This window comes from Flaviramulus aquimarinus, assembly GCF_039543205.1.
In the GTDB taxonomy this organism is placed as follows: domain Bacteria; phylum Bacteroidota; class Bacteroidia; order Flavobacteriales; family Flavobacteriaceae; genus Flaviramulus_B; species Flaviramulus_B aquimarinus.
This window is the reverse complement of the sequence record NZ_BAABJH010000002.1, coordinates 315,211-328,507: the sequence shown is the minus strand read 5'-3', so window position 1 is coordinate 328,507 and position 13,297 is coordinate 315,211. Positions and strand designations below refer to the sequence as shown.

The window sequence follows — 13,297 nt, the reverse complement described above, 5'->3', positions numbered from 1 at the left end:
AAATCCTGTCTTTTTTGGACTAGGACAACAATAACTGTTTTTGATTTATTATTTTATTTTGAAAATGATAAAGGAATTTGGTGAACAAATCCTGAACCATGTCCAGGATATTAACGTTTCGAGAATTGGAATTTTTTACGCGCTTTTTTCTGTCCGAATTTTTTACGCTCTACCATTCTTGGATCTCTAGTTAATAAACCTTCTGGTTTAAGTGTTAATCTGTTTTCAGCATCAACCTCGCACATTGCACGAGAAATTGCTAAACGAACAGCTTCTGCTTGTCCAGTAATACCACCTCCATATACATTAACTGTAATATCAAAGTTGGCGTCATTGTTAGTCAAAACTAAAGGTTGTTTTACTTTGTACTGTAAAGTAGCTGTAGTAAAGTAATTAGCTAAGTCTTTTTTATTAATTGTAATGTTACCTTTTCCTGGGGCAACATAAGCACGCGCAACAGCCGTTTTTCTACGGCCAATTTTGTGAATTACATCCATTATTTGAATTCGTTTAAGTTAATTGCTTTTGGTTTTTGAGCTTCGTGTTTGTGCTCTGAACCAACAACAACTGTTAGATTACGGAATAAATTTGCACCTAATTTGTTTTTAGGTAACATTCCTTTAACTGATTTTTCTACTACTCTTGCTGGATCTTTTCCATACAATTCTGTAGCAGTTAAACTTTTTTGACCTCCTGGGTATCCGGTGTGACGAATGTATGACTTGTCAGTCCATTTGTTACCAGATAACGTGATTTTTTCAGCATTGATAATAATAACATTATCTCCGCAATCAACATGAGGTGTGAAGTTTGGCTTGTGCTTGCCTCTTAAAAGTTTTGCAACTTTAGAAGCTAAACGACCAAGCGCTTGACCTTCAGCATCAACCAAAACCCACTCTTTATTTACAGTAGCTTTGTTTGCTGAAATCGTTTTGTAGCTTAATGTGTCCACACTATTGATTTTTAATTATTAAACATTCCTCTCTTAAAAAAGAGTTTGCAAATTTACGATTATATATTTGATTACCAAACAGAGAGAGAAGTTATTTTTGTTCGGATTTATCTGCATTTTTTGACATTATTTTTGATAGTATTTTTAGTTGAATAAGAGAATGAACATTCATTAAAAGTACAGGTGATATTTGTGATTCACTAGTTAGTCAAACAAACAGCGACATTTTTTTGCCTATTTTTGCAGCGCTATGCAAGAGTTAAAACTTTCAGATTGGTTGCCAACCACAAACAAAGAGGTAAAAATACGCGGATGGGATGCGCTTGACGTTATACTATTTAGTGGCGATGCTTATGTGGATCATCCATCGTTTGGGCCAGCTGTGATTGGGCGTATTTTAGAGAGTTACGGCTTGCGCGTTGCTTTAGTACCACAACCAAATGTTAACGATAACCTTCAGGATTTTATAAAGTTGGGTGCTCCTAAGTTGTTTTTTGGAGTTACTGGCGGTTGTATGGATCCTATGATTAGCAACTATAATGCTAATAAAAAACGTCGTGATAAAGATGCATATACACCAAATGGCGATATTGGCTTTAGACCAGATTATGCAACAACGGTATATTCAAAAATTTTAAAGGAAAAATGGCCAGATGTTCCTGTTTTAATTGGTGGGATTGAAGCCTCTTTACGTCGTGTAACACATTATGATTATTGGAGTGATAAACTAATGCCAACGATTTTAGAAACGTCTAAGGCAGATATGTTGGTTTATGGTATGGGCGAACAGCCTTTACGAGAGGTTGTACGATTGTTGCAAAAAGGTGTTCCATTTTCTAGTATTACTACAATAAAACAAACGGCTGTTTTAGTTGATGCTCATGCAAAAATTCCTAAAAATAGTAATTGGGAGGACGTTCAAATTGTATCACATGAAAGGTGTTTGAAAGATAAGAAAGCCTACGCATCAAACTTTAAAATAATAGAGCAGGAGAGTAATAAATTGGCAGCACGCCGTATTTTTCAGAAAGTTGGAGATAAAACGTTGATGATTAATCCGCCATATCCAACGATGACCGAGGATGAGATTGATGCCTCTTTTGAATTGCCTTATACACGTTTGCCGCATCCTAAATACAATAAGCGCGGCCCCATTCCCGCTTATGAAATGATTAAGTTTTCTATTAATATACATAGAGGTTGTTTTGGAGGTTGTAGTTTTTGTACCATTTCCGCACATCAAGGAAAATTTATTGCATCTCGAAGTCAGGAGTCTGTACTACGAGAAGTCGATACAGTAGCAAATATGCCAGATTTTAAGGGCTATTTATCTGATATTGGCGGACCGAGTGCCAATATGTATAAAATGAAAGGAAAGGTGCAGTCTATTTGTGATAAGTGTGTTGCGCCTTCGTGTATTTCGCCTGTTATTTGCAGTAATTTAGATACATCGCATAAACCGCTAACGGAATTATACCAAGCCGTTGATAGTCATCCGAAAGTTAAAAAGTCCTTTATAGGAAGTGGTATTCGTCATGATATGTTGGTACCCGAGTTTAATAAAAATGCGGATGCCAAAGAGTTAGACGATTATACTGAAGAAGTTATGACAAAGCATGTGTCTGGACGACTTAAAGTAGCGCCAGAACATACCAGCGATCCTGTTTTGAAATTGATGCGAAAACCATCGTTTAGCTATTTCCATAAGTTTAAAGAACGTTTTGATAAGATTAATATTAAGAAAGGGTTGAAGTTGCAGCTGATTCCGTATTTTATTTCGAATCACCCGGCTTGCGAAGTTGAAGATATGGCAAACTTAGCTGCCGAAACTAAAGATATGGGTTTCCAGTTAGAGCAAGTACAGGGGTTTACGCCAACACCTATGACGGTTGCAACTGTAATTTATTATAGTGGCTATCATCCATACACGCTTAAAAAAGTTAATACACCTATAACACGTAAAGAAAAAGATGAGCAGCATCGTTTTTTCTTTTGGTATAAAGATGAAAACAAAGCGTGGATAAAAAAGACTTTAAATAAATTAGGGCGTCAAGATTTATTAAAAGTTCTACTTCCTGAAAAAGACGAAAAGTGGCGTAAAAATAAGCCTAAGGGTGATGCTAAGCATACTTTTGATGATGCTATTCCTTTTAATCAAAGGAAGAATAAGGCTAAATTTAGAAGTAAAAAGAAGCGGAGGTAGTAATTAATGCGCCTCCAACCAATTTAAACCAGTATCTACTTCAACATCCAATGGTACATCTATTTTAAAAGCATTTTCCATTTCTGTTTTAACCAAGGTTTTAATACTTTCCAATTCTGGTTTATAAACATCAAACACCAATTCATCATGCACTTGTAGTAGCATTTTAGTTTTATAATTTCCCGCTTCAAGCTTATTATATATGTTAATCATGGCAATTTTAATAATGTCGGCAGCACTTCCTTGAATAGGTGCGTTTACGGCATTTCGTTCTGCTGCACCACGAACCACAGCATTACGAGAATTAATATCTTTTAAATACCGACGGCGCCCCAAAACAGTTTGCACGTAACCATTATCGCGAGCAAAATCGACTTGCTCGCTCATATAAGCGCGAAGTTTTGGGTAGGTTTTGTAATACGTGTCAATTAGTTCTTTGGCTTCGCCACGTGATAAATCGGTTTGGTTACTTAATCCAAAAGCTGAAACACCATAAATAATACCAAAGTTTACGGTTTTTGCATTGCTACGTTGCTCACGAGTTACTTCATCTAAAGGCACATTAAATACTTTTGAAGCGGTAGAAGCGTGAATGTCTTCTCCATTTTTAAAGGCTTCAATCATCGTTTCTTCTTTACTTAAAGCCGCAATAATACGCAGTTCTATTTGCGAATAATCGGCAGCTAATAAAATATACTCTTCATTTCTTGGCACAAACGCTTTACGGACTTGTCGACCACGTTCGGTACGAATAGGTATGTTTTGAAGGTTTGGATTATTACTACTCAATCGCCCTGTAGCTGCAACGGTTTGCATGTAATCTGTATGTACACGTCCTGTGGCTTTTTCTACTTGTGTAGGAAGTGCATCCACATAGGTGCTTTTTAGTTTTGCAAGGCCTCTGTATTTCAATATGTTTTGAATAATCTCATGGTCTTTGGCTAAATAGCTTAAAATATCTTCCCCTGTAGCGTATTGACCTGTTTTCGTTTTTTTAGGTTTATCAACAAGTTTTAATTTTTCGAATAGAATGATGCCAAGTTGTTTTGGAGAAGCAATATTAAATTCCTCGCCAGCTGCTTCATAAATACTTTTCTCAAGATTTGAAATATCATTATTAAGCTCTTCAGATAATGAATTTAAAAAGCTTATATCTAAATTAATGCCTTCTAACTCCATGGCGGCTAAGACACGAAGCAAAGGGATTTCAATATCGTCAAATAATTTTTGAGTATTAGCTTCGCCTAGTTCGTTTTGAAAATGTTCTTTTAGTTGTAATGTAATATCCGAATCTTCAACAGCGTATTCGGTTTGTTTTTCTAAAGGGATCTCCCGCATGGAGAGTTGATTCTTTCCTTTTTTTCCAATTAATTCGGTTATGGAAATGGGCGTATAGTTTAAGTAGGTTTCTGCCAAAACATCCATATTATGGCGCATATCAGGATTAATCAAATAATGTGCTAACATTGTGTCAAATAATTTGCCTTTAACATCAACATTGTATTTTGCTAAAACTTTAATATCATATTTTAAATTCTGACCAATTTTTTCGATATTTTCACTTTCAAAAAACGGTCGTAACTGTTCAATCTGTTCCTGAGCTCCTTTTTTGTCTTCAGGAAAAGGCATGTAGAACCCTTTACCAATTTCCCAAGAAAATGCAATTCCAACGAGTTCTGCCGTTAAAGGGTTTAAACCTGTAGTTTCTGTGTCAAAACAAACTGAAGTTTGATTCATTAAATTTTTAATGAACAGCTTGGTTGCCATGCCTGGCGCAATGCTCTGGTAAAAATGTGATGTCGTTTCAGCTGTTTTACGAGTGAATTCTGAAATAGTTTCTGTCTGCGTTGAACTTGTAGGGTCAGCGCCAAATAAGGAAAATTGTCCTGCACCAGCCGAAGCCTGTTCTTTAGGCGTTGCTTTAGTTTTTGCAGTTTCTTCAGTCGTTTCTGTTGGTGTTGTTTCTGCTTGAACAGCAAACGTTTTTGTAAAATTATCAATCAATCTTCTAAACTCTAACTCTTGAAATATTTCGGTGACTTTAGAAATATCTGGTTGGTCTAATTCAAAATCTTTTGCGTTAAACATTACAGGTACATCAAGCATGATTGTAGCTAGCTTTTTAGAAAGCATGCCTAATTCGCCATTAGCTTCTACTTTTTCTTTCATTTTGCCTTTAAGCTGGTCCGTATTTGCTAATAATTCTTCCATACTCCCGAATTGCGCTAAGAACTTTTTAGCGGTTTTTTCACCAACACCTGGCAAACCTGGAATATTGTCACTAGAATCCCCCATCATACCTAAAAAATCAATGACTTGTAAAGGGTCGGTAACTTCAAATTTTTTCTGTACTTCTGGGATGCCCCAAGTTTCATAGCCGCCTCCAAAAACGGGGCGGTACATAAAAATATTTTCGCTTACAAGCTGCGCAAAATCTTTATCAGGTGTTACCATAAACGTTTTGTAGCCTTCTTTTTCAGCTTGTTTTGCTAGGGTTCCAATAACATCATCGGCCTCATAGCCAGCCTTAACCATAATCGGGATATGCATGGCTTTTAAAATGTCTTGAATAATTGGGACTGCAATTGTTATAGCTTCAGGCGTTTCATCTCGGTTAGCTTTGTAGGCCTCGTACATTTCAACACGGTCTACACTGCCGCCTTTATCAAAACAAACCGCTAAATGATCAGGGCGTTCTCGTTTTATAACATCTAATAGAGAGTTCATAAACCCCATAATAGCTGAGGTGTCAACTCCTTTTGAGTTGATTCTAGGGTTCTTTATAAAGGCATAATAGCCACGGAAAATTAATGCGAAAGCATCAACTAAAAACACACGTTTGTTATCGGACATTTTGTTTGTTTTGATGGAAAATCAAAGCTACAAAAAGTTATGCTTAAAACATGAATTAAGATATTTGGATTTCTTTGTTTACCTAATAAACTCTTAACAATTAGTTAAATAAATTTAGCATATTAAGCATTAACTCATAATACTAGTATCTTTGAGTAAAAAAGAGTTATGCTACGTTGGATTATTTTCCTTGTTGTTTTTGTTGTTATGGATTTATATGCCTTTCAGGCTTTTAAAACGGTTACTAAAAACAACTGGCTTCAAATATTATATTGGTTAATTACTGTTTTGGTCATTGGAAATTTTGTGTTCCATTATTATGGGTTTAATAGGCGCGATGGGTTTTCGCATGCACACTCCTATGCTTTTGGGTTTTTTATAGCCATATTAGTTCCAAAAATGATTTTACTCTTAGGTATGTTTGCCGAAGATGTGTTTAGAGTGCCTCTAGCTATTTATAGATATTTTACGGAAGGCGATACGGCTAAAGGAAATTACTTTGCCTCAAGAAGAGAATTTATAAGTAAAGTGGCTTTGGGTATAGCCGCCATACCATTGGCATCTATTATTTATGGTATTTACAAAGGAAAATACAATTATAAAGTTTTAAAATATACTTTACATTTTGAAGATTTGCCTAAAGCTTTTGATGGTTATAAATTGACTCAAATAAGCGATATCCATTCTGGAAGTTTCGATAATATGGATAAAGTGAAGTACGCTGTTGATTTAATAAATGATCAAGAAAGTGATGTAATTTTGTTTACGGGTGATATCGTAAATAATAAAGCTGAAGAATTAGTACCGTACAAAACGGTTTTTAATAAATTGAAAGCTAAAGATGGTTTGTATTCTGTTTTAGGAAACCATGATTATGGCGATTATGTACACTGGGAATCTGATAAAGCAAAACATCAAAATCTAGAAGATTTAAAAAACCTTCAAAAGGAAATAGGGTTTAATTTATTATTGAACGATAGTAAATATCTTGAAAAAAATGGCGAACGTATAGCTCTTGTAGGTGTCGAGAATTGGGGAGCTGGAGGGTTTAAAACAGCAGGTGATTTGCAGCAAGCCGCTGCAGGGATAGAAAAAAATGATTTTAAAATACTAATGAGTCATGACCCTTCCCATTGGGAGAAAAAGGTAATTCAAGACGATTATCATTATCATTTAACTTTAAGCGGGCATACACACGGCATGCAATTCGGTATAGAAATACCGGGTTGGTTTAAATGGAGCCCTGTAAAATGGCGTTATAAATATTGGGCTGGTATTTATCAAGAGATGGGGCAGTATATTAATGTTAATAGAGGTTTTGGGTATTTGGCATTCCCTGGGCGCGTTGGAATATGGCCAGAAATTACGGTTATTGAGCTTAAAAGAGGTTAAACTAAAGCTTAATGTTTATTTAATATTGTTTTTGTGCAGAATTTGCTTATTTTTATAGTTATACATTGAAAAACTTACGGTAAAATATGCCTATTATCTGTAGTATAAAAAAAATACGTAGGTTTGTATAGTGTATTTGACTAATAAACAATAAAATATGTCAAAATTTGGGGAACTAATAGATGTTGAAATTCCTGTTTTGTTAGATTTTTATACAGAATGGAATAATCAATCTGAAACTATGCATCTTACTTTAAGAGATGTTGCTGCGGCTCTGGGTGATAAGGCAAAAGTTATTAAAATTGATGTCGATAAAAATCAAGAGCTAGCTGAAGCTTTACGTGTAAAAACATTGCCTACTTTGATTATTTATAAGAATGGCGAAATGAAATGGCGACAAAGTGGAGAGCAAGACGCTAATACACTCATAGGTATTATTCAGGGGTATATCTGATCCCGAAAACTTTCTGATTCCAACATTTTAAATCCATACCCTTTTTTACTGAAATGTTCTAAGACTTTCGGCAGTATATATTGCATGTTTTTTGAAGCTTTTACACTATCGTGAAAAACAACGATACTTCCATTCGTAGTTTTTTTAATTACATTATCTAGACAAGTGTCTTTGTCTACATTTTTATCCCAATCAAGAGATAAGACATCCCACATAATTATTTTATAACCTAATTTAATGAGGTTTTTACCTTGTTTTGGTGTTATTTGCCCATAAGGTGGACGAAATAGATTGGTGGTTGAAGATTGATGATTTACGATTTTTGATGTATTGGAATTTAGAGTTTGGTATTTGATTAGTTCATCCGTTTTTTTAATATTCTCAATATAATCTTTCGCTTTAGTTTTCCATCCTTTTATATGGTTATGGGTATGGTTACCAATAGCGTGCCCTTCGTCTAGTATGTTTTGAAAAATCTTTGGATGCTTTTCAATATTATTGCCAATACAAAAAAAAGTAGCTTTGGCGTTATATTGTTTTAAGATGTTTAGTGTCCAATTTGTAATTTCTGGAGTAGGCCCGTCATCAAAAGTTAGATAAATAACCTTTTTAGTTGTGGTAATATCCCAAATATAATTCGGGAACATTTTTTTTACAGCTAATGGTGTTTTAGTAGGTGTTAAGGTCATGTTTCCTTAATCCAAAATTAATTAACATCATTTATAGGTAAACTAGTATCTAAAGGAATATCTCTATCAGTTTGTATGGTGTCTTCTGGTTCATCATCACCATAAAAATGCCTAAATGTTCTTAGGTGATTGTTAAAAATATCACCTTCAGTTTCCGCAAACTCTATATCATATTCTATTAAAACATCAACTAAGCCCTTATATCGTTGAATATCTGTGTAAATATCTTCAAATAATCGTTCTTGGCTGTCAACTTTTAGACCACTGTAGTACGATAAATTTTCCTGATATTTTTTAGCAACATCTTTAAATAAGCGTTGTGCTTTTTCTATGTTACCAACCTCATAATAGGTGCTAATATAAGGTTCTAAAAGGGTATAGTATCCAAAATATTCAACAGGCATGTTATCCATAGCAATGTCGGCTATTTCTTCAGCTTTATCTAGCTTTTCTTCATTAATTAATTGCTCAGCTAAACGTGCTAAATTACCACGATAGGTTATCGAGTTTTTGCGAGTCTCCACATCATGATAAATATCTGAAGATCCACTATTGCCCCAATCCCATTTTTTAACCTTTTTATACATCAAATCACTGTCCACACGTCCCATATCAAATGGGTTTGCTCTGTCAACAGGAGTTTTAATGGGTACTAATTTGTAGCACATACCGTCTAACTGTAAATAATCTTTCATCCAGATATAATCGTCATCGCCAAAGCTGCCACCTGTAAAATAAATTGGGCGTTTCCAATCATTATTAGCTACTATATCTAGCATGAGTAATCGGTTTTTGTAAAGTGCGCCGCCTTTAATGTTAATATCAATATAAGGCACAATTTTATCGGCATCTTTGGGTTTTACGAGACCAGACTTTAAAGCATTGTCTTTATTTACAGGAATTCTAAGATATGGAGTCGGTAAATAGGTAGCATTCAAATCTTGGCTTCTAACTTGAGTTAAATCAACGCCCTGTTGTTGCAAAACATATTTGTACTTTGTTTTTGGATTGTTGCTTCCTACAAAATCTAAAAACTGTTTAACTTCTAAAGTGTCTTTAATAACTGGTTGAATGATAATATAGTCATTCGTGCCATATTTGTACAAATCATGTGTAAGTTGTGATGGTACCGGGTCGCTCTCATAAGCTTTGCGTTTCATTTGGTCTATATACCAATCGGTTTGAAATAAACTGGTATTAACAACTCTTACATCGGTTCTATAGCCTTCAATTTCTTGGGCGTACCAAAGAGCAAAGGTGTCATTGTCGCCAATAGTAAACAGAATCCCATTTTCGGCACAGGAATCTAAATACATTTTTGCCATGGCTCTAGCTGTATATTTATCTGAGCGGTCGTGGTCATCCCAATTGTTTGCAGCCATAATAGTAGGAACTAACAGGATACAGGCCAAAGTAATTATTGGGGCTGCAAGTTTTTTAGGTAAATAATTTTTTAACACATCATAAATGCCATAAACCCCAAAACCTATCCAAAGTGCAAATACATAAAATGAGCCTACAACAGAATAATCACGCTCACGAGGTTCAAAAGGACGCACATTGGTATACACTTGAATGGCTATTCCCGTAAAAAGGAAAAACACCAACATGACCCAAAATAGTTTTTTATCTTTATTAAACAGAAAGAAAAATCCAATAAGACCTAAAATAAAAGGTAATAAATAGTAAGTGTTTCGTGCTTTATTGTTTTTAACATCACTTGGTAAATTATCTTGAGAAAACCCTAAATGCCATTCATCTATGGGTTTTATACCGCTTATCCAATTTCCATGGTTATCATAACGTCCTTGAATATCATCTTGTCTTCCAGAAAAATTCCACATAAAATAACGCCAATACATATAGCCTAGTTGATATTCAAACATATAAGCGATATTACTGGCTAATGATGGTTTTTCAATATCAATGTAGTCTTTAAACTGTTTTAAAAAGGTATTGTAATCTTCGTAATCTACATTGCCTTGAACGACATCATTTCTAAAATTTGAAACTGCAGTACGCAACTCATTTTCCATTTGGTAATCAGGTTTCAGCTTAAAATTTAAAAAACCAGAAAACATCATGTAGTTTTCGGCATGCTCAGTGCTCCACATACGCGGAAGAATAGAAGCATGTTTTGAATTGTAGTTTTGTTTAGCGTTTTTGTAATCGTTTACAATAACATAGTCACCTTTGGTTTTGTCTTTTTCGTATTTTGGTTTATCGTCAACATAAGGATTGTTGTCATCTAAATAAGCATATTGGTCTGTAAACTGAGGGCCGTAAAATAAGTGTGTTTCTGGGTATTGTTCTAAATTATAATAAGCCAATAATTCTCTGGCACTTGAGGGATTATTTTCATTAATAACAACATTAGCATTAGCACGAATAGGAAGCATTAACCATGTAGAAAAACCAATGATTATAAAGGTTAAACAAAGAACACCTGTATTTAAATGCATGTATTGTTTTTGGCGTGTATACTTTAAAGCGTAAAATATAATGGCAACTAATGCTAAACCAGCGATGATGGAACCTGAATTAAAAGGTAATCCTATAGTATTCACAAAAAAGATTTCGAATACACTAAATATTTTAAGAATATTGGGAGCCAATAATTTAAAAACAAATAAAAGTATGCCAACTGAAACTACGTTGGCTACAATAAAATTTTTAAGGGTGATTGTTTTATAATTTTTAAAATAATAGATAAGGCCAATGGCAGGAATAGTTAATAGTCCCATAAAGTGAACACCAAATGAAAGACCAATAACAAAGGCTATTAAAATAAGCCAACGGTTACCACGTGGTTTGTCCATATCTTGTTCCCAACGTAAAGCCAGCCAAAACAAAATAGCCATAATTAAAGTTGCCATGGCATACACTTCTGTTTCGACAGCATTAAACCAAAAAGAATCTGAAAATGCAAACGCTAAACTACCTACTAAACCACTGCCTAAAATGGCCATAGATTTACCTTCGGATAGTTCACTTTTATAAGCAACTAACTTTTTTAATAGCAAAGTTATAGTCCAAAACATAAATAGAATAGTAAATGCACTAGCAATGGCACTCATCATATTCATCATAAAGCCAACTTGTGAAGACTCAAAAGCAAACATTGAGAAAAATGCACCAAGCATTTGAAATAAAGGTGCTCCTGGAGGATGTCCTACTTGTAATTTAGCTGAGGTTAAAATATATTCGCCAGCATCCCAAAAACTTACTGTAGGTTCAACAGTTAAACTGTAAGTAATAAGTGCTATTAAAAAAGAAAACCAACCTAAAATGGTATTCCATTTTTTATAGTTGAAATGTGCCATATATATCTATGTTTATTTGCTTTGGCGAATTTAATAATAAATATGAAAAGAGGCATAACTATTTTATTAGTCTTAACATATGGGCATAACAGCCAATATCATTCAGGTATAAAATAATAATTGCCAGCTCTCTGTATCGTGTTTTTAATTAAACGTTAGGTATTGATGATTATTTTTTAAAAAATACTTGTGCAAAGAAAATTTTATATTAAATTTGCACCCTCATTACACGAATGGCCTATGGTGTAACTGGCAACACGTTGGTTTTTGGTACCAAAGAGTCTAGGTTCGAGCCCTAGTAGGCCAACATTAATTTAACCCTAATTATGAAAATAGTTAGGGTTTTTTTATTGAAGTTAAAGAGGTGGAAGGCGAGAAGTTTAAAAAGTAAGGATTTTTTTGTTTACCTAAATTTTAAAAGTAATTACAGGTCTTTTAGCATGATTTACTAAATCCTCACTAATACTGCCGTTAAAAAAATGAGAAATACCTTGCCTGCCATGGGTGCTCATACCAATTAAATCGGCACCAATGGATTCCGAAAAATTCATAATCCCTTTTTCTATGCTTAAATCATTATAGATGTTTATTGTGTAATTTGAAAATATGGATGCCTCTACAAAATCTTGCATACGACGTTTTGCATTAGTCGATGTTATAAATTTATTGGGTGTATTGACTATAACTAAATGTAATTTTGCACCCAAAGCATTAGCAAACTGAATAGCCTTAGCGTAGTTTTCTTTGTTTTCATCTTTAAAATCTGATGCAAAAACAAAATTGGTAACCTCAAAAACATCATGCTCTTTTTTAATAACAAGTACAGGTGTTTCAGAAGTCCTAACCACTTTTTCTGTATTACTGCCAATCAACATTTCTTTAAAACCACTAACACCGTTGGAGCCCATAACTATTAAATCAATATCATGTTTTTTGCAAACATGATAAATGCCTTTAAATATTTCATGAAAATCTACGGTTTCATGCACAACCAAGTCTTGTAAATAATCTTTATTTTTTAGAGCTTCAAATTTTTGGTGTGCTAGTTTCATAAAAAATACGGCTTCAGGTAAATCATTATAGGAACTTAAAGCATCTACTTTGTGTAACGGGATTTCTAGTATATGTAATAAGTAAATTTCACTATTGTGCTTTTTGGCCAATTGGGCCGCTACCTTTAAAGCGTTTTCGGCTTGTGGAGAAAAGTCTGTAGGAACAAGTATTTTTTTCATCAGTTTATGGTTTGTTTAGTTATATGAGTAGGTTCTTTGTGTTTTGAGAACGATTTAGTTCATAATATCATAGGCAAGATGATATCTAAATTTATGAAATATTCCTTTAAAAATCAATAAAATATTATATATTTGCACCGTTGAAAGGCGAAATTAAAGAATATGAGGGGACGGAAAGTCCCCTCTTTTTATACTAAAA

The 13,297-nt window shown here is 34.1% G+C and carries 9 protein-coding genes and 1 tRNA gene; 4 read left to right on the top strand and 6 right to left on the bottom strand.

The features are described 5' to 3' along the window. Window positions 1-110: 110 nt before the first annotated feature. The gene (gene rpsI / locus ABD941_RS09785; RefSeq protein ID WP_345273950.1) at window positions 111-497 is read right to left on the bottom strand and encodes a 30S ribosomal protein S9; all 387 of its coding nucleotides are present in this window, start codon (window positions 495-497) and stop codon (window positions 111-113) included. Continuing rightward, window positions 497-952, bottom strand: coding sequence for a 50S ribosomal protein L13 (gene rplM / locus ABD941_RS09780; RefSeq protein ID WP_345273949.1), 456 nt, complete (start codon window positions 950-952; stop codon window positions 497-499). The genes rpsI and rplM overlap by 1 nt, the downstream gene beginning before the upstream one ends. A gap of 250 nt (window positions 953-1,202) precedes the next feature. Between rplM and ABD941_RS09775 the strand changes: the two genes are divergently transcribed. Further along, window positions 1,203-3,155, top strand: coding sequence for a YgiQ family radical SAM protein (locus tag ABD941_RS09775; RefSeq protein ID WP_345273948.1), 1,953 nt, complete (start codon window positions 1,203-1,205; stop codon window positions 3,153-3,155). A gap of 3 nt (window positions 3,156-3,158) precedes the next feature. Here the strand turns inward: ABD941_RS09775 and polA are convergent, their stop codons facing one another. Next, window positions 3,159-6,008, bottom strand: a complete 2,850-nt coding sequence (gene polA, locus ABD941_RS09770) for a DNA polymerase I (protein ID WP_345273947.1) — start codon at window positions 6,006-6,008, stop codon at window positions 3,159-3,161. 168 nt (window positions 6,009-6,176) lie between these two features. On the opposite strand from polA, the gene ABD941_RS09765 reads away from it, so the two are divergent. Then, entirely contained in the window at window positions 6,177-7,400 is a 1,224-nt protein-coding gene (locus ABD941_RS09765) for a metallophosphoesterase (protein ID WP_345273946.1), read from the top strand. Window positions 7,401-7,557: 157 nt separating this feature from the next. After that, entirely contained in the window at window positions 7,558-7,854 is a 297-nt protein-coding gene (locus ABD941_RS09760; protein WP_345273945.1) for a thioredoxin family protein, read from the top strand. Here the strand turns inward: ABD941_RS09760 and ABD941_RS09755 are convergent. Both ABD941_RS09755 and ABD941_RS09750 read right to left on the bottom strand, forming a co-directional pair. Beyond that, on the bottom strand, window positions 7,839-8,543 hold the full coding sequence (locus ABD941_RS09755) for a polysaccharide deacetylase family protein (protein WP_345273944.1): 705 nt from the start codon (window positions 8,541-8,543) through the stop codon (window positions 7,839-7,841). The two genes, ABD941_RS09760 and ABD941_RS09755, sit on opposite strands and share 16 nt — an antisense overlap. A gap of 17 nt (window positions 8,544-8,560) precedes the next feature. Next, on the bottom strand, window positions 8,561-11,866 hold the full coding sequence (locus ABD941_RS09750; RefSeq protein WP_345273943.1) for a glycosyltransferase family 117 protein: 3,306 nt from the start codon (window positions 11,864-11,866) through the stop codon (window positions 8,561-8,563). 234 nt (window positions 11,867-12,100) lie between these two features. Between ABD941_RS09750 and ABD941_RS09745 the strand changes: the two genes are divergently transcribed. Beyond that, window positions 12,101-12,173, top strand: a tRNA-Gln gene (locus tag ABD941_RS09745). A 100-nt stretch (window positions 12,174-12,273) separates the two neighbouring features. On the opposite strand, the gene ABD941_RS09740 is transcribed toward ABD941_RS09745, so the two are convergent. Beyond that, window positions 12,274-13,098 (bottom strand): universal stress protein, encoded by an 825-nt coding sequence (locus ABD941_RS09740; protein WP_345273942.1) that lies wholly within the window; start codon window positions 13,096-13,098, stop codon window positions 12,274-12,276. Window positions 13,099-13,297 lie beyond the last annotated feature (199 nt).

Excerpts from the sequence above, each read along its gene's own strand:
- ABD941_RS09750 (WP_345273943.1), bottom strand. The coding sequence starts at position 11,866 with ATGGCACATTTCAACTATAAAAAATGGAATACCATTTTAGGTTGGTTT.
- rpsI (WP_345273950.1), bottom strand. The coding sequence starts at position 497 with ATGGATGTAATTCACAAAATTGGCCGTAGAAAAACGGCTGTTGCGCGT.
- ABD941_RS09765 (WP_345273946.1), top strand. The coding sequence starts at position 6,177 with ATGCTACGTTGGATTATTTTCCTTGTTGTTTTTGTTGTTATGGATTTA.
- polA (WP_345273947.1), bottom strand. The coding sequence starts at position 6,008 with ATGTCCGATAACAAACGTGTGTTTTTAGTTGATGCTTTCGCATTAATT.
- ABD941_RS09760 (WP_345273945.1), top strand. The coding sequence starts at position 7,558 with ATGTCAAAATTTGGGGAACTAATAGATGTTGAAATTCCTGTTTTGTTA.
- ABD941_RS09755 (WP_345273944.1), bottom strand. The coding sequence starts at position 8,543 with ATGACCTTAACACCTACTAAAACACCATTAGCTGTAAAAAAAATGTTC.
- ABD941_RS09740 (WP_345273942.1), bottom strand. The coding sequence starts at position 13,098 with ATGAAAAAAATACTTGTTCCTACAGACTTTTCTCCACAAGCCGAAAAC.
- ABD941_RS09775 (WP_345273948.1), top strand. The coding sequence starts at position 1,203 with ATGCAAGAGTTAAAACTTTCAGATTGGTTGCCAACCACAAACAAAGAG.